Raw genomic sequence first — 20696 nt, 5'->3', positions numbered from 1 at the left:
CCTTGCACCGCTTTTTGCGTATGTGCCTGTCATGAGTTCGGTCGAACCTTTGCCCCCTGCTGCGCCGACAACGGCTCCTTGCATTCCGCTGGCGTTGTGGCCCGAGGTGGCGGCGCGCTTTGACGAGGCGATGGGCCTGCCCGAGGGCGAGCGTGATGCTTGGCTTGCCGCCCTGCAAGGCGAGGCTGCGCCCTGGGTGCGCCAGATGCTGGCCTGCCATGCCCAAGTCGCCACGCTGGCGCCGCCCGCAGCGCAGCTGCTGAGCGAAGCGCTTGATGCACAGGGTCAAGTCTTGAGCCCTGGATTGACCATCGCCCAGTTTCGTCTGCTGGCGCCGCTGGGGCAGGGCGGCATGGCGGCGGTGTGGTCGGCCGAGCAATGCCACGGCGTGCGGCGGCGTGTCGCTTTGAAGCTGCCATTTGCGGGCCTGGAGCCCGCAGCTGTGATGGCTCAGCGCTTCGAGCTGGAGCGTGACCTGCTGGCCAGCCTTGAACACGAACATATCGCCCGTTTGTATGAGGCCGGCGTCAGCCCCGAAGGCCAGCCCTTTCTGGCCATGGAATTGATCGAAGGCCGGCCCATCACCGAGTATGCCGCCGGTCTGACCTTGAAGGCGCGGCTGGCGCTGTTTGCGCAGGTGCTTTCAGCGGTGAGTTTCGCGCATGGGCGGCTGGTAATTCATCGCGACTTGAAGCCCAGCAACATCCTGGTCACCATGCAAGGTCAAGTGAAATTGTTGGACTTCGGCATTGCGCGCTTGCTGGGTGAAAACGAGCCCCTGGCAGCTGGGCTATCGGGCCAGGCCTTCACACCCGAATGCGTGGCACCCGAGCAATGGTCCGGCCGGCCGCTGGGCGTGGGCGTGGATGTGTATGCGCTGGGCATTGTGCTGTTCGAGTTGCTCACCGGGCGCCGTCCTTACCAGTTGGACCGCGCCGGCGCCGCGCCCTTGGCCGAGCACTTTGCCAGCCAGTTGGCAGCGCTGCAGTTGCCGCTGGCCAGCGAAGCGGCGCCGGCCCAGCGAGCTGCTTTGCGGGGTGACCTGGAAGCCATCGTCGCCAAAGCCATGGCGCGCGACCCCGAGGCGCGTTACGCCAGCGTGGAGGCCTTGGCGGCTGATTTGCAGCGCCACCTGAACCGCGTGCCGGTGCTGGCGAGAGGCGCGTCGCGTGGCTTGTCGATCTGGCGTTATGTGCAAAGGCATGTGCTGGCTTTGTCGACCGCGACTGTGGTGGTGTTGGCCTTGGCGGGCGGCCTTTCACTGGCTTTGTGGCAGGCCGAGCAGGCGCGCGCCCAGGCGCGGCGGGCCGAGGCGGTGAAGGGTTTTTTGGTCAGTGTCTTCGAGGCTTCGGACCCGCGCCGCCCCGGCAGTGTCGCGCCCGGCCAGGCCAGCGCCCGCCAGTTGCTGGACGCCGCCGCCGAGCGGGTGGAGCGGGAGTTCGCCGACGAGGCGGTCCTGCGCATCGAGCTGATGGGTTTGCTGACTGAAATCTACGACTATCTTGAAGAAGACGAGCGCTACGCCCGCCTGCATCAGCGCCACCTGGCTCTGGCCGAAGCTCACTTTGGCGCGAACCACCGCGTGCCGCTCAAAGCGCGCCTGGAGGATGTGACGGTGGACGTTTATCACGCGCGTTATGCCAAGGCACAAGCGGCGCTGCGGGAGATCGATCGCCGGCTGCGCGAGGCCGAGCTCGACGCGACCGAGCTGCGCGCCCTGTGGTGGATGGAGCATAGCGAGGCCCAGCGTGGTACGCCGGGCGTGCTGCCACAGCGTCTGCAGTCACTGAACCGGGCGATCGCTTTGTACCAAGCGCATGCGCCTTCGAGCTTTGACCACGCAGCGGCGCTGGCCTTGCGCGGCGATGTCCATACCGCCTTGGAACAATGGCCGCAAGCCCAGCAAAGTCTGGAGCAAGCTTTGGCCTTGCCGCTGCCCGCGGGCGCCAGCCAGGAGAACCTGGCCAGCACGCACCAAAGTCTGGCCGAGGTTTTGTGCGAGCTGGGCCAGCCGGCGCAGGCCATGCCGCATTTCGAGCGGGCCCGTCAGCAAGCCTTGCGCACCTACGGGGCCGAGCATGTCAGCCACGTGCGCGCCGTTTCGCAGCAGGCGCTTTGCTTGCATAGGCAGGGGCAACGCGAGCAAGCCTTGGCCTTGTTTGACTCGCTGGGAATAGCCGGCGCGAAGGGTGCAGAGGGGGCGGCGACCGCGACCGCTGCTGTGCAGGCCGGTGATGCCGGTGAGGCCAATGAAGCTTGGGCCACAGCGCTATTGGCCGAGGGCCGCGCAGCTGAGGCTTTGGTGTTGGTGCAAACCCTGCTCGCCCGCGACCCCGCGCTGCGGGCCGAAGGCGATGAGCGGCGCTGGCTGGGCTTGAAGGGCGAGGCTTTGTTGCAATTGGGACAAGGGCCGCAGGCACGCGCGGCCTTACAGCAAGCGCTGAGTGCCTGCGAGAAATGGGACGCGCCTGACTCTTACCGCCTGGCCCAGGCCCGCGAGCGTTGGGCGCGCTGGCTGCTGGCCGACGGGCAGGGCGCTGCGGCGGCGCAGGCCTTCCAAGCGGCGGCGCAGTTGCCGCCCGGTGGGGCGCGTGGCCCCCAGGTCTTGGCCGCCATCGGCCTGGCTCGCGTGGCATGGGCCGAGGGCGACGCCGCGCTGGCTCTGAGCGCCGTGGAGGCGGCTCAACAACGCTGGCAGGCTTTGCCGAGCGGCCTGGCCGATGTGCGCATAGCCGCCTATTTGTGGCGCGTGCAAGCCTTGGCTTTTGAGGCCTTGGGTCAGCACAGCGAGGCCCTCAGCCGCCGACAAGCGGCGCTCGCCTCTGCGCTGCGGACCGATGCGCCTGAGGCGCCCACGCGCCAAGCGAGGCCGGCGCTGGGTTTTTGAAGCGCGGGGCTTGCAAGGCCTTATCCCTACGTTCTAGGGGGTGAGGGGCTGGCCGGTTTGCTTCCGGCGCTGCGTATGTCCCGGTGTCAGCATTTTCAAGTCGCGGCGCTGTTTGGCGCCGGCCTGAACAAGTTGGCGCGGCAGCAAGGCCGCCCCAACCAATGCTTCACTTCACCGGAGAACCGAGCATGAACCTCTTAAAACTCAGCGGCTTTGCCCTGGCCATCGCTGTGCCCCTGGCCGCGGGCGCGCAGAGCTATGGGGCCTATGGCAATGTCAACGCCACCAGCACGCTGATCCTCCCTGACCAGCCACGCGAAGACTTCAATCTCGTCGATAGTTTCGGCTTTACGGACAACCCGCAGGCCCTCTTGCCCCATAGCCTGAGCCGCACCGCCGAGGTCAGCAACGGCGGCGGCGCCACGGCGCTGTTCAAAGGCTCGGTGGGCAGCCTCAAGGCCTATTCCTCGGCCAACTTTGGCTATGGCTTTGATGCGCTGGGCCATGGCTTGTTCAGCGGCTATGGCAGCGGCTCGGCGCAGGGCAGTTTTGCCGATCTGGTGGTGGTGAGCGGCGCGGGCCTGGCCTTGGGCACGCCGGTGAGCTACCGGGTGGACTTCAGCATTGACGGCAGCTTGTCCTCACCAAGTTTCGAGATGGGCGGCTTCTTGGAAGTGAACGCCGGCGCCAGCACAACGCTGCGAGATCAGCAAAGCGGCCAGGAGATCCGCTTCGATTGGGACGCCCGCAAGCAGGCTACCGGCCTGTACTCGCTCAGCTTGGCCACCCAGGTCGGCCACACCTTGCAGTTCACGGGAAGTCTCTACACCTCGGCCTATGTCAGCTATTACGCCCAGCTCGGCCGCAGTGCCGAGGCCGACTTCTATCACTCGGCGCTGTATTCGCTGGCGCCCTCGGTCGCCGGCCTGAACACCGTGGGTGCCAGCGGCCATGATTTCTTGGCCGGCAATGTGCCCGAACCCGCCAGCTGGTCGCTGTTCGGCAGCGGCTTGTTGGCCTTGCTCTGGCTGCAGCGCCGCCGCAGCTGAAGTCACCTTTCTTTTACCGGAGAACGACCATGAAGCACCACAAACTCAGCGCACTCGCCGGCGCCATGATCTTGTCGCTCAGCAGCGCGCAGGCCGCGTCTATCCTGGATACTTTCAGCGACGGCCCCGGCCTGATTCAAACCGACGCCGCCCCCTATGCGGAAATCTATCTGCCCTCGGTCGAGGCCCCCGGCGCGGGCCGCTACATCGCCAATACCATCGCTGCGGGCGTGGCGCAAACCGGCAAGTTCAGCTTCGCCGCCATCCAGGCCGGCGCCTACTTCACGCTCTCGGATGCGGCCATCCCGCTCTACACCAACCTGGCCTATGGAGTCGCCCATGGCTTTGGGCAAGACCTCTCGCTCGATCTGCAAAGCGAGTCCGCTTTCAGGCTCGACTTTCGCTACCTGAGCGCACCGATCTCGCTCACCGTCACCGTCATCACCGCGCATGGCGGCGGCTCGCCGAGCAGCGTGGCCGATTTTGCGATGACGGTGGACGCCTCGTTCGCCCAGACCGTGCTGATCCCCTTCGCTGCCTTCGTCAACGACGCAGGCAACCCCAGCCCGGTGAGCTGGGGCGATATCGATGCGATCAGTTTCATCGCATCCGGCCCTGGCGGCGCGGGCTTTGCGATCGACACCTTCAGTACGGTGCAGGCGGTGCCGGAACCAGCCAGTCTTGGCTTGCTACTGGCGGGTTTGGGGCTGGTGGCGAGGGTGGCGAGGCGGCGCAGCATTTGAGACCACGGCGGCGTCCTTGGCCAGCGAGCCGCTGCTGGCCAACCTGTTTGTGCTGCGCGAGCCGGACTGGCGCGAAACTCTTGGCTGGGCCTTGCAAGCCCTGTTGGAAGCGTAGGGCAGCTCGCAGCCCGCGGATGGGGGCTATGCGACGTACTTGGGGGCAAAGAAGCGCCTCTCCGTTTCGATTTGGCCGGCTGCAGCGGCGCTTGTGACTACGAATTCTGAAACTTCAAAAGGACTGCGAAGTGCCGTTGCAGTGGCCGCAAGCCTCGCAAAGGTGCCCAACAAAAACTCCGATTCCGACCTACCTGGTCGCCATGAGCGACGGCCAGATACAAACGATGTTTGACCTGTAGCAATACAAAGGCCATGCGTTGAACCATACTGGCGCGAATTCCTTCCGAGACGAGCACCAAAGTAGGAGCGACCTTGCTCTTTCCATTCATCCAGATGACCGTGATAGGTAGGCGTGCCTGGGCATTTGGAACGATTCTTCTAATCCTGGGTCCCCTTGCGTATTGCGAATATAGTGCTCGAAGCACAGCAATAAAAAGCTATCAGCATCAAAGCGCGGATGGGCATCGTCCTCGGGAAAGGCTTTCATGTTCGTTGTCCTAAGTCGCTTCGAGATTGCCAATGGCATGGTGGAAGAGGTCAGAGCAGCGTTCCGGGAGCGCCCACATCGCGTGGAAGATGCGCCGGGCTTTGTGCGGATGGAGGTCATGAGTCCCTGCGACAAGCCCGAGGAAGTCTGGCTCCTCACCTATTGGTCGGATGCCGACAGCTTCAATGCCTGGCACCATTCTCACGCCTACAAGGACGCTCACCGCGGCATCCCCAAAGGCCTGAAGTTAGTACCCCGGAGTACCGAACTGAGGCAGTTCAATGTATTCGCTCGCTGAGCCTATGCCTCAGCCTGTGCCGCGCCTCATCAGCAGCGAGGATTTGCAGCGCCTGTTCCTGCTCAAGGGTGCGGCTGCCGACTATGCCTGCCAAGCGTTTTACGACAAATTCGGAGAGCGCTATGCGCAGTTCGGCGAGCGCGGCCGACAACTCTGCCTGGAAGATCTCCACCACCACCTGGACTTTTTGCTTCCTACACTGGCCACCGGACTTGCCGCCCCGTTCTCTGCCTATCTTTGCTGGGTTCGCGAAATGCTGGGGGCCAGGCACATTCCGTCAGAACACATCGACATCTGTTTGCGCTGGATGGTGGAGTATTTGGCCAATAGTCTCGGCGAAGAGGGCCCGCTCCTGACGGACTGGCTAGACGCCGCGTTAAGGGAGTCCAATGAGCCAGGTCGGCCAGTGGTAGCGCCAAGTCGCCATGCGCCTTTCGACATCCAAACTCGCTTCGAGGATGCGCTGCTCACGGGCGATCGCAGGGGCGCCCTTCAAATGGTCGCGGACCTGGAATCGCAAGGTCATGGCTTGGTGGAGATCGAGGTCAGGTTGGTCGAGAACTGCCTGCGCAGCATTGGCCAACGTTGGCAGCGCAATGAGGTATCGGTGGCTCAGGAGCACTTGGCCACGGCCACGGCCAGCACCGTCATGGCAGAGCGTTTTGCCCACCATCCCTTGCCCGCAAGCCTAGGCCACAAGGCCGTGTTGGCCAGCGTGCAGGGCAATCAGCATAGTGTGGGTTTGCGCATGGTGTCCGATGCGCTGGAACTTGCCGGATGGGACGTCCAGTGCCTCGGTGCCAACACGCCGACCCGTGATCTGGTACGCCAAATCCAGCAATGGCAGCCGGATCTGGTGGCCTTGTCGGTCGCCTTCCCAAGCCAGTTGGCGGATGCCCGACACGCCATCCAACAGATTCGCCAAGCCTGCCCCCTGAACAGCCCGCGCATCATTGTCGGCGGCATGGTGCTCAATCAGCATCCGGGCTTGGCGGACTTCCTGGGGGCCGACGCCTTTGCCCACGACGCGCTGGCTGTAACGGTGCCGCCCTTGCCACTGTTAGGCGAACTGCCCGCGCGCTGAGAACCTGCAATGATGCTGGACTTGCCCGGCCCCCACGAACATTCCTTTGGGAGCGCTTTGGAGTCTGAGGAATGGGTCCGTTGCAGTCTGTGCGTCGTCCAGGCCCGCATCAACGCCCGGGGCGAGTTGCTGCAGGCCAATGCGGGCTTCCAGCACCTGCTGATCGGTGGGGCGCCCCAAGCACCCGCTTGCGCGCGCCAGGTGCGCGCCATCTTTCAGAGTCCGACGCTGGACGAGCTGTTGGAATTGCCCATGGATGCCACCGGACAGGTCTACGCCGGTCTACTGACCCTGGGCTGGCCGACTGTCTCGAGGCACAGCCTGAACGGCTGGGTCCGGCGCGAGGGTGATGCCTTGCTGCTCATGGCCGAACACAATGTCAACGACTGGGACCACCTGCAATGCAAGGTGCTGGCCCTGAACGAAAACCTGATCGACTCGCAGCGGGCCCTCGCCCGAGCCAATCGCAACCTGACCACCCGTGTGATGGAGCTTGACGCCGCGCTGACGCTATCCCGGACACAGGCGCAGGAGCTGCGTATTGCAGCCATTGCCTTCGAGACTCAGGAGTCCGTGTTCATCGCCGATGGACAACTGAAGCTGCTGCGCGTCAACCCGGCCTTTTCCCGGCACACGGGCGTCGATGCCGTGGCGGCCATCGGGATGGCTTGGACCGATATCCTGGCGCCTCGGCATGGGGCAGACTTCCTGGCCAACGTCTGGCAACTGCTCACCCGCAAAGGCACCTGGGAAGGCGAATGCTGGACCCGTCGGGCAGGTGGTTCGGACAGTCCCTCATGGCTGACGCTCACCGCCGTTCATGATGAGGTCGGGACTTGCAGCCACTATGTGGGCTGCTTTCTGGATATTTCGGCTCGCAAGGCTGCCGAAGACGAGATTTATCACCTCGCGTTTCACGACGCGCTCACTCAGTTGCCCAACCGGCGGCTGCTCCATGAAAGGCTTCGGCATGCCTTGGCCATTCATCAGCGCAGGGGAGCCCCCTGCGCGTTGATCTTTCTGGACCTGGATAACTTCAAGGCGATCAACGACTCCCTGGGGCATGACTTCGGCGATGCCCTACTCGTGGCAGTTGGCCGGCGAATCAGCGCCTGCGTTCGCGAATGCGACACCGTGGCGCGATTGGGAGGCGACGAATTCGTCATCCTGCTGGAGGGGCTGGATGCCGAGATGGTTGGAATGCAGGCGGAGCGGGTGGCGCAGAAAGTGGCCGAACAGGTCCGCCAACGCCACAGCTTGACCCTGGACCGCGACGGCGCCGTCATGCACGTCGAACATTTTTGTACCGCAAGCATTGGTATCGCGGTGCAACAGGGGCCCGACCAGAGCGCCGACGAGTTGTTGCGCCATGCCGACCTGGCCATGTATCAGGCCAAGGCCTCGGGGCGCAACCTGATTCGCAGCTTCGAATCGCATATGCAGGCCAGAATGCTGGAGCGGACCGCCCTGGAGTCCGATCTGCGAGAGACCCTTCACGGTGGGCAGCGTCAACTTCAGCTTTACTTCCAGGTTCAGATCGATGCGGACAATAATCCCATGGGGGCCGAGGCCTTGTTGCGCTGGTGTCATCCCACGCTGGGCATGATTTCCCCAGCGCAGTTCATCCCCTTGGCTGAAGAGTCAGATCTGATCCTGACGCTGGGGCTCTGGGTGCTGAACAAGGCTTGCGAACAATTGGCAGCTTGGGCAGCTCATCCGGTGCGCGCATCACTGACCTTGTCGGTCAATGTCAGCCCCAAGCAGTTCTTGCAGACCGATTTTGTCGATTCCGTGTTCGGAATCCTGACGGAGCACCACGCCCCCCCGACCCGGCTCAAACTCGAACTGACCGAAAGTACATTGATTTCCAAAACTGACGAAGTCATGTCCAAGCTGCACCAGTTACGCAAGATCGGAGTCGGGCTTTCGCTGGACGACTTTGGAACCGGTTTCTCGTCACTGGCCTACCTGAAACTGCTGCCCTTGGATCAGATCAAGATCGACCAAGGCTTTGTAGCCGGACTTCCCGATGATGCTCACGATGCTGCGATCTGCCGCACCATCATCGATCTGGCCAAGAACCTGGATATCGCTGTGATTGCCGAAGGTGTCGAGTCGCAAGCACAACTGGAATTCCTGCGCGCAAATTGCTGCCAGCATTACCAGGGCTACCTATTTGGCAAGCCGGTGCCGATCGAGGACCTGGAACCGTGGCTGGACAGCCACTCTCCCTCTCTCCAGTCAAACCAAACACGTAGCCTGTGTTGAGAGACATCCGGAGCGATTACTTCGCGCTAGTCTTCATCGAATGCCATTGTCGGTCCCAAATTGACGGACCTAAGCCTCGGCTGCACCTAGGTCTATCGCCACTTCAGCAGGCTTGCGCAGATTGCCAAGTACAACATCTGGGCTTTCCTCATGTGGCTCGCACCTCGGCAAAAGGAACTCGACGCACAACTCAGTCAAGCCCTGCAATTGATGGCTGGTGAGCTTGCGCAATGTTCATCATGGACTTCTCTGCGCGTGCCGGTCAATGCCAGCACGCGCCCTCGACGTGCCGGCGCTGGCCGATTCCGCACGGCGGGTCCGAGGTAAAAATCGCCCTCCAAAAAGGCCAGCCTGCTCATATAATTTTGCACCCGCCTGACATTTTTGTCGGCCAAAGGAGTAGAGCATGCCTCGATTCCGATTGAAAGTTTTGGCCGCCGTAATATGTGCCGCCAGCTTAGTTAGTGTGGGCCAGGCCGCCACCAGTTCCTACCAGGGGAATTTCAGCCTCGACAATGACTTGGCGATTTTCGCCTTCGATCTGGCCGCTGCCGGCGACATTGCCGTTACCACCTTTTCGCACAGCGGTGGCCTCAATGGCGCTGGGCAAAGCATTCTGGCCGGTGGCTTCGCCCCGGTTCTGACCCTGTTCGATGCCAGTGGCTACAGCGTGCAAGGCAATATAGGTTCGAGCAATGCTTGCGCAAGCGCTGGCAGTTTTTGCTGGGACGCCATGTTCAGCTTGGCAGGCGCTGCCGCCGGCCATTACACGCTGGTGCTGTCACAGGACGACAACAATGCAGTCTCGGGGCCTGTCACGGTGCACGCGATGAGCAGCTTTTACAGCCATGCCGGCGAGACCCATTACACCTCGGCCTATCTCGGCTTTCCCGATGACGACACCCTGCATTTTGTGCGCGTCGACGGCGCTCAGCGCAGCGGCCATTGGGCGCTGGATGTTGATGTGGCTGCCAGCGTGATCCAGGTGCCAGAGCCGGCCAGTGTGCTGCTGTGGGCGCTGGGGCTTGGCGCTTTCACCCTCGCCCGCCGCCGCAGGGCTTGAATCCCCTTCCTCCCGCCCATGGGCAGGCCCGCGGCCGGTTTGCACTTCGCTCGCAACCCCAAGGAGATGTCATGACAAACCAATGTCTCGCGCCTCAGCGCCCGCAACTCCAGCGCTCGCGCGCCCTCTTGGCGCTGTGCCTTGCCACCTGCGTCCTGATCACCGCACCGGCTCTGGCGCTTGAGGCGCCGCTGGCCGCCGACACCCATATCAGCTCGACTCAACCGGCCGTCAATTTTGGCGCGCAGCCGACCCTGAACGTGGGCGGCGGCTCGAACGCGCTACTACGCTTTGATCTTGGCACGCTACCTGCGGCCACCACGGCCGCCAAGCTGCTCAAGGCCACACTGGTGATGTATGTCAACCGTGTGGGTGCGCCGGGTGCTGTCGACATCAACTCGGTGAACACGGCCTGGACCGAAGCTGGCATCAATTTCGGCAATCAGCCCGCGGCCGGCGGCATCAGCCTGCTGGGCGTGGTGGTGCCGGCTGCCGGACAGTACCTAGCGGTGGACGTCACCGCTCAGGTCAAAAGCTGGATCAGCAACCCCGCCACCAACTACGGCTGGCTCATCGGCGCCGCCGGCACCGCACCAGGCACCGTGGTGTTCTTTGACAGCAAGGAAAACACCGCCACCGGCCATGTCGCGAGGCTAGACCTGACGCTGGCCGATCAGGGGCCGGCCGGGCCGCAGGGTGCGCCCGGCCTTGCTGGGCCGCAGGGCGCGACCGGGGCAACAGGACCGGCCGGTGCCACGGGACCCATCGGCCCGGCCGGGCTGACCGGGGCTACTGGTGGGTTCGGCCCCGTTGGAGCTACTGGCGCGACAGGCGCGACTGGTGCCACTGGTCCCCAAGGCCCCCAGGGTCCGCAAGGTGCGCAGGGGCCGACCGGTGCGTCGGGAGTTGTCAACATCGCCTTTGCCCAGTCCAGCATCAGTTCGTCGATCGCAGTGGCGCAGGGTGTCTTCAGCTTTGTCGGCACATCGACCCAAGTCACGACGACCGCGAGCCAGCGTGTAACCGCCTCGGGTGCCTTCTCGGTGGGAGCAACTGCGGGCGGGACTCTTCTGGTCGACATCTGCTTCCGCGCATCCACCAGCAGTTCTGCCCCGAGCAGCATCAACAATGCCTACAAGACGGCCAGCGCACCGGCAAATCAACGCATGATGTTCTCGCCGGTCACGTCCTTCGTGCCCGGCGCAGGTTCTTGGCAGATCGGTAACTGCGTTGCAAGCAATAGCGGGAATGTCACCTTGAACCTCAACGACTGGAACACGATCTGGAGGATGGTCAGCAACTGAGGGTGCCGGGGCCAAGTGGGCCTGCGATGCGAGAAAAAGAGGGGGCAGCGATCATTGCGGAAGTCGGATTGAGTCCCTGACAATGACCAGCGCCACAGGCCAAGTCAGGCGTTTGCGCTGATTGAGATTTACTCACTCAGCTCAGCTCAGGGAACGGAGCTGACTTCCAAAATTGAAGGTTATCAGTTCAGCGGGGCACCCCGCTCAGCAATTTGCAGCAATCCTTCACGCACGAGCGCCATGCCAATCTGGCGGGCTCACCGCATTCAAGCCAGCCCTTTGCTCCAAACATTCAAGCAAGCAGGCCGCCCAGCAGCAAGGACTTCCACGCGATCACCCAGCACACCGCCATGCCGCTCAAGTAAAGCAGGGCGCGCCAGGGCTGCAGGCCCAGCAGGAACACGAGCGTATGGGCGAAACGCAGCAACACATAGGCGCCGAACAACTGGCTTGCCGATTCGGCCGACGCCCCCAAGAGCGTATAGACGAGCGCGAGCGCAAAAAACAGCGGCAGGTTTTCGGTATCGTTGCGCCAGACATTGGCGCAGCGGCGCACAAAGGGTGCCTCGGCCTCGGCCGGCTTTTTGCGCAGCAGGCGGGCGTCCTCCGGGATCGGGAAGATGCCGGCACGCAAGCGGCTGAGCACCTGTACCACGCTGGTCAGCGTGGTCTTGGCAAACAGCGCCACCAAGGCCAAGGTGAAGGCGGGCAGGGCAGGATAGATTTGGCTTGAAGCAGTGAGCAGCATGGGCGTCGACTTTCAATTTATGGAGCCTTAGTGTGCGACTGTTCGAAATAATCGGCCATTGGCTAAAATGACATTTCTATGTTGGTTTTAGACAGTCTATGACTATGGCGAACGGCAGATCGATCACCGTGGGTATCCTGGTCTATCCGGGCTGCTTGGCCAGCGGGGCGGTCGGCCCGGCCGATGTGTTTCGCATCGCCAATACCTTGAGTGAGCTGCAGCCGGCGCGCCAGCGTGTGCACTTCGAGCTTGACTGGCTGACGGCGCGCCGCGAGCCGCTGCTCAGCGTCGGCGGCCTGAGCTTTGCGTGCAAGCCGCTGCAGGGCAGCCGCCTGGATGTGTTGCTGCTGCCGGGCATCTACCACGCTGGTGTGGGCGAACTGGAGGCCGTGCTGGCCGATTGCGATGCCGAACTGCAGGCCTTGCGAGAGCTGGGAGAGTTGATAGATTTGCGAACGGCACCGCCCCTGCTCGCCGCCGCCTGCTCGGGCACTTGCCTGCTGGCTGCAGCCGGTCTGCTGAACGGCCGCCGCGCCACCACCAGCTGGTGGTTGGGCAGTTACTTCCGCAGTCATTACCCGCGGGTTGAGCTGGCGGCGGATCAGTTGCTGGTGCAGGATGGGAATTTGATGACTTCCGGGGGCATAACTTCTTACTTCGACCTCAGCCTGGCTTTGATCGGCCGCTTTGGCGGTGACGATTTACGCCAGCAGACGGCACGCGTGCTGGTGATGGATGCGCAGCGGGCCTCCCAAGCGCCCTATATTGCCAGCGCGATGATGGCGGGCGAGGGCCATGTCTTGATCGAGCGCGCTCGCAGTTGGTTGAACGCGCGGCTGGACCTTGACTGGACGCTGCCCGAACTGGCCGCGCATTGCAACGCCAGTTCGCGCACCTTGCTGCGCCGCTTTCATGCGGTGCAGGGCTGCACGCCGGTTCAATACGTGCAGCAGCTGCGGGTCGAGCGCGCGCGCGGGCTCTTGGAAAGCACACAGCTGTCCATGCAAGACATCACCTCGCGCTGCGGCTATGAGGATGTCTCGACCTTCAGCAAGGTCTTCAAGCGCTGGGTCGAGCTGACGCCGCGTGACTATCGCAAGCGCTTTGGTTTACGGGTGTAAAACCAGGCGGGCCTCAATGCACGCCGCTGCCCAGATAGGCAGCTTTCACGGCCGGGTCATCGCGCAGCTGGTGCGCCGGGCCATGCACCGAGATGCGGCCGTTTTCCAGCACATAACCATAATCAGCGACGGCCAGTGCGGCGGCGGCGAACTGTTCGACCAGCAACATGGTCACGCCTTCGCTTTTGAGTCGGGCGATGATCTTGAAGACCTCCTCCACCAGCACCGGCGCCAGACCCATGGACGGCTCGTCCAGCAGCAGCACCTCGGGGTTGAGCATGACCGCGCGTGCCATCGCCAGCATTTGCTGCTCGCCGCCCGAGAGCGTGCCGGCCAGCTGCGTGCGGCGCTCCTTCAGACGGGGGAAGAGTTCCATCGCCCGCTCCAAGTCGCGTTTGACGTCGCCACGCGGGCGTGCGCCGGTGATGCGCGGGAAGGCGCCGAGCAGCAGGTTGTCGGCCACACTCATGGTTGCAAACACGCGCCGGCCTTCCGGCGAATGGGCCAGGCCCTTGCGGGCGATGTAGAAGGATTCGAGGCCGCCGATGGGCTGGCCGTTGAGGCTGATGTCACCGCTGCTCGGCGCGATCATGCCGGATATGGCGCGCATGGTGGTGGTTTTGCCGGCGCCGTTGGAGCCGATCAGCGTCACGACCTGGCCCTTGGGCACATTCATGCTGATGCCTTGCAGCACTTCGACCTTGCCGTAGCCGGCATGCAGATTGCTAATTTGGAGCATAGGGGCTTTCGCGGTCAAACGGATTCGGCGCCGAGGTAGGCCTCGATCACCTTGGGGTCGTTGCAGACGTCGGCGGGGCTGCCTTCGGCGATCTTCTGGCCGAAGTCGAGCACGCTGACGGTGTCGCAGATGGACATCACCACGTCCATATGGTGCTCGATCAGGATCACCGTGATGCATTGCGCCTTGATCTTTTCGATGATGGCGATCAGCTCTTTGATGTCCGGCGCGGTCAGGCCGGCGGCGGGCTCATCCAGCAGCAGCAATTGCGGATCAAGCGCCAGTGCGCGTGCAATTTCCAGCAGGCGTTGTTTGCCGTAGGGCAGGTTGCGCGCCTCCTCTTGGGCGAGATCGCTCAGGCCGACGAAACGCAGCAGTGCCATGGCGCGCGCGCTGGCCTGTGCATGCTCGCGTCGATAGCGCGGCAATTGCAGCGCCACATCCAGCAAATTACTGTTGAAGCTGTGATGCAGGCCCACCATCACGTTGTTGAGTGCCGTCATTTCGCCGAACAGCTGCACGTTCTGGAAGGTGCGGGCAATGCCGCTGAGCGCGATGTCGGACGGCGTGCGCCCGTTGACTGCGCGGCCGCAGAAGGCGACCTTGCCGGCCGTGGGCTCGTAGATGCCGGTCAGCACATTCATCATCGTGCTCTTGCCCGAACCATTCGGCCCGATCAGGCCGTGCACGGTGGCGCGCTGCACCCGCAAGTCGACCTGATTGAGCGCCTTCAAACCACCAAACTGCATCAGCACGCCTTCGGCCACCAGCAGCTCGGCGGGGGTGCCGCTTTGGGCGCGCATCAATGCGGCTTCGCCCCCGGCGGTATCGGCGGCCAGCGCAGCGGCGTCGTGCGCCGGTTTGATGCCGAGCGCCTGACGCACGAAGCCCACGATGCCGTCCTGCAGGTAGTAGACGACGAACAGCGTGATCACACCGAACACCGACAGCCGCCATTCGGTCATGCCTTGCAGCACAAAAGACAGACCGGCCAAGGCGATGCTGCCGAGCACCGGCACGGCCACCCGCTGCCAGCTGCTGCGGCCCTTGGCCAGCAACACCACCGCGCCGATCAGCATCAGCAGCGCCAAAGCGACCGCGCCGATACGAAACCATTCCAGGTCGTCCAGCAGCTTGGGCAGCAGCACGATGATGGCCGCACCCAGCAGCGAGCCGACGCGGCTCTTGCGCCCACCCATGATGACCGCGAGCAAGAACATCACGGTCAACTCGAAGTTATAGGTATTGGGGCTGATGTACTGTTCGGAGTACGCGTACAGCGCGCCCGACAAGCCGGCCAAACCGGCACTGATGACAAAGGCATAAACCTTGTAGCGGTAGACCGACACGCCCATGCAGTCCGACGCCACCGGGCTGCCGCGCAAGGCTTCGAAGGCGCGCCCCAGATGCGAGCGCAGCACGCGGTGCACGAACACCAGCGACAGCAAGAGCATCACGGCGACCACCCAGAAGAACTCGACCTCACTCAGCTTGTGACCGAACAGCGCCGGCTTGGCGAGCTTGATGCCCATTGGCCCTTCGGTCAAAAAGCTCATCTCATTGATGAGGATCTGGATGATGGTGCCGAAAGCCAGCGTCACCATCGCCAGATAGGGCCCGGAAACACGCAGCGCCGGCAAGGCCAGCAAGGCGCCAAACAAGGCGGTCACCGCGATCGACGCCGGCAGCGTGACCCACAGCGAGGCGCCCAGTTGGAACACCAGCACGCCGGCCGTGTAGGCGCCGATGCCGAACAGCCCGGCGTGGCCCAGCGAGACCTGGCCGGTGTAGCCGACCACGATGTCCAGGCCGAACAGCACGATGGCATAGATCAGAATCGTCTCGACCAGGTGGACGTAATAGGGGTTGTGCACCACCAACGGGAAGGCCGCCAGGGCCAACACGGCCAGCACGCCGAGCACCCAGGGGCCGAGGGCGTTAGCACCAGCCTCGCGTGCAATCGGCGCGGGAATCTTGGCTGCGGTGGAGTTGTCAGGGGCGCTCATGTGATTGATCGGGGTCTGCATACGAGGTCCTTAAACCTTCTTGATGGCGGTCTTGCCAAACAGGCCGGCCGGTTTGATGGCCAGCACCATCAGCAGCAGCAGCAGGCCCGGCACATCCTTGTAGCCGGTGGAGAGGTAGTAGCCGGTGCAGGTCTCGGCGATGCCCAGAATCAGCCCGCCCACGATGATGCCCATGCCGCTGTTGAGCCCGCCGATGATGGCCACCGCAAAAGCCTTGAGCCCGAGCACGGCGCCCATGGTGGCGCCGGTCAGCGTCAGGGGTGCGATCAACATGCCGGCGAAAGCAGCGGTCAGTGAAGACAAGGCGTAGGAAAAGGTGATGACCAGGCCGGTGTTGATGCCCATCAGCTTGGCCGCGTCGCGGTCATTGAAGGTCGCCACCACGGCCTTGCCGTAGATGGAGCGGCGGTTGAATACCTCCACCGACAACATCAGGGCGAGGGCACCGAACACGACCAGCAGCTCCATCGGCAAGACATTGGCGCCCAGCAATTGCAGCGGCGCTTCGGGCAGCGGCGAGGGAAACTTCAGGTCATCGCGACCCCAGACGTTCTCGGCCACGTTCTTGAAAATGATGCCCAGCGCGATGGTGGACATGATCCAGCCGAACTCGCTTTTGATCTTGATCGCCGGGCGCACGCCGATGCGCTCGACGAACATGCCTTGCACGGCACCAAACAGGCACACCACGGGCAGCGCCAGCCAGTAGTTCAGCCCCACCACGGTGACCAGGGTGAGGCCGACCAGCGCCCCCAGCATCAGCGCGTCACCTTGGCCGAAGTTGAGCGTGTCCGAGGTGGCGAAGGTGAGTTGGTAGCCGAAGGCGATGACGGCGTAAATCATGCCGAGGGCAATGCCGCTGAAGACGAGTTGGGTCAGAATTTGCATGGGTGCGCTCCGGCGCGCCGCCATGGGCGGCGCGCGAGGGGTCAATCAAGAAGGACTGCCGAGGCGCTAAGGCCCCGGCAAAAACAGGCCGCAAAGTTCATACAGGCCGGACCGGCCCGTAGAGGCCATAGAGGCCATAGAGGCCGTACAGGCTTACTTCTTGATCAGGGCGCCTTTGGCGTTGACGTCCTTCAGGCGCACTTCCGAGGCCTTTTTGAAGTCTTCCGGGTAGGCGTAGACGACGCGCTGGCCCTTGACCTCACCGAACACCGGGATGTTGGGCGTGATGGCCTCGTGGTCCTTGGCGGTGAAGGGCTTGATATAGGTCGTGACCACGCCTTCCACCGGCGCCTTCAGGTCTTCAAGCGCGGCCTTGATCTTGGGGCCCTCGGTGCCGCCTGCCTGCTTGATCGCGGCCGCCAGCAGAAAGATCGAGTCATAGCCTTGCGCGGCCGATACCGGCGAGTCGATGCGACTCATCTTCGGGTTGAAGCTGCGCAGATAGTTGACGATGAAGCTCTGGCGCTTCGGCGTGGTGGGCTCCTGGATGAAGGTTTGCGGCATGCGCGCGCCTTCGCCGCCGGGGCCGGCGTTGTCAATGAAGTTGGCCATCGACAGCGTCCAGCTGCCGATCATCGGCACCTTCCAGCCGAGCTTGGTCATGCCGTTGGCGATTTGCGCCAGCTCAGGGCCAATGGCATAGGTCAGCACCGCCTCGGCGCCCGCTTCCTTGGCCTTGAGCAACTGCGGCGTCATGTCCACATCCTTGATGTTGAACTTCTCGACCGTGACCGCCTTGAGGCCTTTTTGCGCCAAGGCGGCCTCCAGGTCGGCGCGGCCCAACTGGCCGTAATTGGTGGAGTCCGCCAGGATCGCCACGCGCTTGTAGCCGCGCCTTGCGACGGCTTCCTCAACAATCATCGGGGCCTGGATGCTGTCGTGCGCGGCGTTGCGAAACACATAGTTCTCGGGCTGGTCGTCGAACTGGTGGGTCACCAGCGAGCCGGTGGCGACGTTGTTCATGACCGGGATCTTGGCTTCCTGGAAGAAGCGCTGCGAGGCCAGGGCCACGCCGGTGTTGATATAGCCCACCACGGCGGCGACGCGCTCCTTGTTGATCATCTCTTGCGCAATCTGCACGCCACGCTCGTTCCTGGCCTCATCGTCGCGCTCAACCAGCAGAATCTGGCGGCCGAGAATGCCACCGGACTTGTTGATCTCGTCCGTGGCCATGCGCACGCCGTCGCGCATCGACACGCCCATCGACGATGAACCGCCGGTGAAGGGGCCGGCCACACCGATCTTGATCGGGTCGGCAGCAAATGCAGCAGGAGCGGCAAATGTGGCTACAGCGGCAGCAGCAGCCAGGGTGAGCGTGCTGAGCGAAGGAAGGAATTTTGTGTGCATGGCTTGTCTCGGTGGTTTTTGTGAGCTGCCGGTGACGAGGATTGACCCGACATGACCACAATGGTGCGCTGATGCACCAAAACAAGCTTCCGTCTGATTACGCAGAGCGGCTGCGCAAGAACACGTACTAGAAAACCCTGAACGACTTGTGCGCCAGCTGCGCTCAGCGCGGCGGCTGGCGCCCGTGTTCCACCGCATAGCGTATCAAATCGGCCTGGCCCGACAGGTCGAGCTTGCGATGCAGGTTGAGGCGGTGAGTTTCCACCGTGCGCACGCTGATTTCGAGCGTGCGGGCGATCTGCTTGCTGGACTGCCCTTGACCGATCAAGCCGAGGATTTGCGTCTCGCGTTCCGACAGTTCCACCCGTGCCGGCGCCGGTCTGAACAGGCGCTGAGCCACGCCCGGGCTGATATAAGTGCCACCGGCGACCAGCGTGTTGATGGCCGCAATGATCTCGGTCGAGGGCGAGTCTTTCAGCACATAACCGCGCGCACCGGCGGCAAGTGCTTGCCGGGCGTACTCGGGGTCGTCGTACATGCTCAGCACCAGCACGATCGGCGCGGGCTCGGCCGGCGTGGCGCGGGCCATCAAGCGGCGAATCAGCTCGATGCCATTGACCTCGCGCATGCCGATATCGGTCAGCACCAGGTCGGGCTTGAGCTCGGCGGCACGGGCGAGACCTTGCAGCGCATCCCCGGCTTCGCCGACCACTTGAAACTGCGGTACCGCGTCCAGCCTTGCGACCAGGCCCTCGAGCACGAGCGGGTGGTCGTCAACCAGCAGGATGCGAATGCTTGTGTTTGTACTCATGCGGATTGGGCCAGTCCTTGCACCGCTCGGCGCGGAATCGTCGCCTCGACCTTGGTGCCATGTTCATCCGAGCTCAGCTCCAGGCCGCCGCCGACATTGTTCATACGTTCTCGCATATTGCGCAGGCCTATGCCCTGCTTGGGGCTGCGGTCGATTGCCTCGGCGCTGAAGCCGTGGCCATTGTCTTGCACGGTCAGCCTGATCTCGGCGCCGCCCTTGTGCAACTGCATGTGCACGTGGCTGGCCTGTGCATGCTTGAGTGCATTGGTCAGCGCTTCCTGCGCGACCCGAAACAGCGTGGTGCGCACCTCCGCCGGCAGGCCGTGGGGCTCGTTGCCGGAGACCTCGAAGCTGAACGTCAGGCCGGCGGCCGAGCAGCTGTCCTCGCCAAGCTGACGCAGCGCGCTGGTCAGGCCCAGCGTGTCGAGCGTGGCCGGCCGCAAGCGGTGCGAGATGTCACGCACGCCATCGAGCGCGTCACCGATGCGGGCCATCGCGCGCTCCAGCATGGTGCGCACGCTGTCGGCGTTAGCGTCAGCGTCAGCGGGCAAACGCGCCAGCGCCGACTCGGTCAAGAGCTTGGCGGCCACCAGGGTTTGGCTGGTGCCGTCATGCAGCTCGCGTGATAGCCAAGCGCGCTCATCCTCTTGCGAGTGCACCAGCCGGCGCGCCAGCAAGGTCAGCTTGGCATCTGCGCTGCGCAACTCGCTGATCGACAAGCCCAACACACTGGCCAGCATAAAGCTCGCCGACAGCAAGGTGGTCAGGCCCACCCAGCGCAAGGTGCTGCCCAGGCTGGCCGTCAATTGATCGGCCAGCTGCTGCTGGATCTTGTCGACCTCGTCGGTGTAGATGCCGGTGCCTATCATCCATTGCCAGCGCTCCAAGCCGGTCACATAGGCGATCTTGGGTCTTTGCTCATTCGTGGAGGGCTTGTTCCAGGTGTATTCAATAAAGCCGCCGCCGGCGATGGCGCGCTCAATCATCTGGCGTATCGCCGGCCGACCCTGCGCGTCCCGCATCTCCATCAGGTTGCGGCCGACCAGTTCGGGCTGACGCGGGTGCATCAGGCTGACGCCCTTGTAGTCGTACAGGAAAAAATAGCCGTCCGGGCCATAGTCCAGGTTCACCAACTGCTGGACCGCCAGTCGCTTGATGTCCTCATCATCGCGTCCCGTGTTGTAGAGCGGGCTGATCGTACTGAGTGCCAGCGCCACTTGATGGCGCAGCTCTGAGCGAGTCGCCTGCGAGTAGGCGTCCCGCACCAGCGTCTGCTGAAGCTCGGCCAATTTGTTTTGCTGCACACGCAGAACCCAAGCGGTCAGGGAAAACGCCAACAGCAGCGTCAAGGTGGCCACCAGCATCAGCTTAAGGCGAAGTGTCATGCTGCCTTTTCTTGTTGAACTTTGGGATCGGTCGGCGGGGTTCAAATATTGGTCGGGTGGAAGCGTAACAGTTCGTCGGCCGCTGAACTTTTTCAGGCTCGCTCGCATGCAGGGCTGTGCATGCTGATCTATGTCGGCCAAGGGTGTTGGGCTCAAGCCGGAGCAAGGCGCTTGCAAAGCTAGAAAGGCAGGGCTTTGTGTATGAGTGGAGCAGCGTTTGCCTCCCTACAATGCCCAGCGCTATCACCCCGCTTCATAGGGCTCCGGTGA

Annotated in this window: 16 protein-coding genes; 9 read left to right on the top strand and 7 right to left on the bottom strand. The window is 63.3% G+C overall.

The genetic code is table 11. The annotated features are described in order from the left end of the window. Positions 1-31: 31 nt before the first annotated feature. The 8 genes from LNV09_RS19390 (at position 32) to LNV09_RS24770 (ending at position 11300) form a co-directional block, all read left to right on the top strand. The gene (locus LNV09_RS19390) at positions 32-2887 is read left to right on the top strand and encodes a serine/threonine-protein kinase (RefSeq protein WP_263558720.1); all 2856 of its coding nucleotides are present in this window, start codon (positions 32-34) and stop codon (positions 2885-2887) included. A gap of 188 nt (positions 2888-3075) precedes the next feature. Next, positions 3076-3936: a PEP-CTERM sorting domain-containing protein gene (locus tag LNV09_RS19385; protein WP_263558719.1), complete on the top strand. Its 861-nt coding sequence runs from the start codon at positions 3076-3078 to the stop codon at positions 3934-3936. Positions 3937-3965: 29 nt separating this feature from the next. Continuing rightward, on the top strand, positions 3966-4679 hold the full coding sequence (locus LNV09_RS19380) for a PEP-CTERM sorting domain-containing protein (protein ID WP_263558718.1): 714 nt from the start codon (positions 3966-3968) through the stop codon (positions 4677-4679). Between the two features lie 602 nt (positions 4680-5281). Beyond that, complete coding sequence (locus LNV09_RS19375; protein WP_263558717.1) at positions 5282-5581, top strand: antibiotic biosynthesis monooxygenase family protein; 300 nt, start codon at positions 5282-5284, stop codon at positions 5579-5581. After that, a complete protein-coding gene (locus LNV09_RS19370) occupies positions 5565-6665 on the top strand; it encodes a cobalamin B12-binding domain-containing protein (protein WP_263558716.1) in 1101 nt (366 codons plus the stop codon). Before LNV09_RS19375 ends, LNV09_RS19370 begins: the two co-directional genes overlap by 17 nt. 9 nt (positions 6666-6674) lie before the next feature. After that, positions 6675-8933, top strand: coding sequence for a putative bifunctional diguanylate cyclase/phosphodiesterase (locus LNV09_RS19365; RefSeq protein ID WP_263558715.1), 2259 nt, complete (start codon positions 6675-6677; stop codon positions 8931-8933). 406 nt (positions 8934-9339) lie between these two features. Continuing rightward, positions 9340-9996 (top strand): DVUA0089 family protein, encoded by a 657-nt coding sequence (locus tag LNV09_RS19360; RefSeq protein ID WP_263558714.1) that lies wholly within the window; start codon positions 9340-9342, stop codon positions 9994-9996. A gap of 71 nt (positions 9997-10067) precedes the next feature. After that, positions 10068-11300, top strand: a complete 1233-nt coding sequence (locus tag LNV09_RS24770) for a DNRLRE domain-containing protein (protein WP_318023308.1) — start codon at positions 10068-10070, stop codon at positions 11298-11300. 292 nt (positions 11301-11592) lie between these two features. Here LNV09_RS24770 and LNV09_RS19345 read toward each other — a convergent pair whose 3' ends face one another. Further along, complete coding sequence (locus LNV09_RS19345; RefSeq protein WP_263558713.1) at positions 11593-12048, bottom strand: MAPEG family protein; 456 nt, start codon at positions 12046-12048, stop codon at positions 11593-11595. 104 nt (positions 12049-12152) lie between these two features. On the opposite strand from LNV09_RS19345, the gene LNV09_RS19340 reads away from it, so the two are divergent. Continuing rightward, positions 12153-13169 carry a GlxA family transcriptional regulator gene (locus LNV09_RS19340; RefSeq protein WP_263558712.1) on the top strand — a complete coding sequence of 339 codons (1017 nt, stop codon included), beginning with the start codon at positions 12153-12155 and terminating at the stop codon, positions 13167-13169. A gap of 13 nt (positions 13170-13182) precedes the next feature. Here LNV09_RS19340 and LNV09_RS19335 read toward each other — a convergent pair whose 3' ends face one another. From LNV09_RS19335 to LNV09_RS19310, 6 genes are all read right to left on the bottom strand, one after another. Next, positions 13183-13908 (bottom strand): ABC transporter ATP-binding protein, encoded by a 726-nt coding sequence (locus LNV09_RS19335; protein ID WP_263558711.1) that lies wholly within the window; start codon positions 13906-13908, stop codon positions 13183-13185. A gap of 14 nt (positions 13909-13922) precedes the next feature. Beyond that, on the bottom strand, positions 13923-15935 hold the full coding sequence (locus LNV09_RS19330; RefSeq protein ID WP_263558710.1) for a branched-chain amino acid ABC transporter ATP-binding protein/permease: 2013 nt from the start codon (positions 15933-15935) through the stop codon (positions 13923-13925). A 9-nt stretch (positions 15936-15944) separates the two neighbouring features. Continuing rightward, on the bottom strand, positions 15945-16823 hold the full coding sequence (locus LNV09_RS19325; protein WP_263558709.1) for a branched-chain amino acid ABC transporter permease: 879 nt from the start codon (positions 16821-16823) through the stop codon (positions 15945-15947). A 153-nt stretch (positions 16824-16976) separates the two neighbouring features. Continuing rightward, on the bottom strand, positions 16977-18230 hold the full coding sequence (locus LNV09_RS19320) for an ABC transporter substrate-binding protein (protein ID WP_263558708.1): 1254 nt from the start codon (positions 18228-18230) through the stop codon (positions 16977-16979). Positions 18231-18393: 163 nt separating this feature from the next. Next, entirely contained in the window at positions 18394-19041 is a 648-nt protein-coding gene (locus tag LNV09_RS19315) for a response regulator (protein WP_263558707.1), read from the bottom strand. After that, positions 19038-20426 (bottom strand): cache domain-containing protein, encoded by a 1389-nt coding sequence (locus tag LNV09_RS19310; protein WP_263558706.1) that lies wholly within the window; start codon positions 20424-20426, stop codon positions 19038-19040. Before LNV09_RS19310 ends, LNV09_RS19315 begins: the two co-directional genes overlap by 4 nt. Positions 20427-20696: the final 270 nt, after the last annotated feature.

This window comes from Paucibacter sp. B2R-40, from assembly GCF_025717555.1.
In the GTDB taxonomy this organism is placed as follows: Bacteria; Pseudomonadota; Gammaproteobacteria; order Burkholderiales; family Burkholderiaceae_C; genus Paucibacter_A.
The sequence above is the reverse complement of the archived record's forward strand: the minus strand, read 5'-3'. Positions and strand labels throughout refer to the sequence as shown.

Bases quoted from the DNA above. Each gene is read 5' to 3' on its own strand.
- LNV09_RS19390 (WP_263558720.1), top strand. From the start codon at position 32: ATGAGTTCGGTCGAACCTTTGCCCCCTGCTGCGCCGACAACGGCTCCT.
- LNV09_RS19385 (WP_263558719.1), top strand. From the start codon at position 3,076: ATGAACCTCTTAAAACTCAGCGGCTTTGCCCTGGCCATCGCTGTGCCC.
- LNV09_RS19380 (WP_263558718.1), top strand. From the start codon at position 3,966: ATGAAGCACCACAAACTCAGCGCACTCGCCGGCGCCATGATCTTGTCG.
- LNV09_RS19375 (WP_263558717.1), top strand. From the start codon at position 5,282: ATGTTCGTTGTCCTAAGTCGCTTCGAGATTGCCAATGGCATGGTGGAA.
- LNV09_RS19370 (WP_263558716.1), top strand. From the start codon at position 5,565: ATGTATTCGCTCGCTGAGCCTATGCCTCAGCCTGTGCCGCGCCTCATC.
- LNV09_RS19365 (WP_263558715.1), top strand. From the start codon at position 6,675: ATGATGCTGGACTTGCCCGGCCCCCACGAACATTCCTTTGGGAGCGCT.
- LNV09_RS19360 (WP_263558714.1), top strand. From the start codon at position 9,340: ATGCCTCGATTCCGATTGAAAGTTTTGGCCGCCGTAATATGTGCCGCC.
- LNV09_RS24770 (WP_318023308.1), top strand. From the start codon at position 10,068: ATGACAAACCAATGTCTCGCGCCTCAGCGCCCGCAACTCCAGCGCTCG.
- LNV09_RS19345 (WP_263558713.1), bottom strand. From the start codon at position 12,048: ATGCTGCTCACTGCTTCAAGCCAAATCTATCCTGCCCTGCCCGCCTTC.
- LNV09_RS19340 (WP_263558712.1), top strand. From the start codon at position 12,153: ATGGCGAACGGCAGATCGATCACCGTGGGTATCCTGGTCTATCCGGGC.
- LNV09_RS19335 (WP_263558711.1), bottom strand. From the start codon at position 13,908: ATGCTCCAAATTAGCAATCTGCATGCCGGCTACGGCAAGGTCGAAGTG.
- LNV09_RS19330 (WP_263558710.1), bottom strand. From the start codon at position 15,935: ATGCAGACCCCGATCAATCACATGAGCGCCCCTGACAACTCCACCGCA.
- LNV09_RS19325 (WP_263558709.1), bottom strand. From the start codon at position 16,823: ATGCAAATTCTGACCCAACTCGTCTTCAGCGGCATTGCCCTCGGCATG.
- LNV09_RS19320 (WP_263558708.1), bottom strand. From the start codon at position 18,230: ATGCACACAAAATTCCTTCCTTCGCTCAGCACGCTCACCCTGGCTGCT.
- LNV09_RS19315 (WP_263558707.1), bottom strand. From the start codon at position 19,041: ATGAGTACAAACACAAGCATTCGCATCCTGCTGGTTGACGACCACCCG.
- LNV09_RS19310 (WP_263558706.1), bottom strand. From the start codon at position 20,426: ATGACACTTCGCCTTAAGCTGATGCTGGTGGCCACCTTGACGCTGCTG.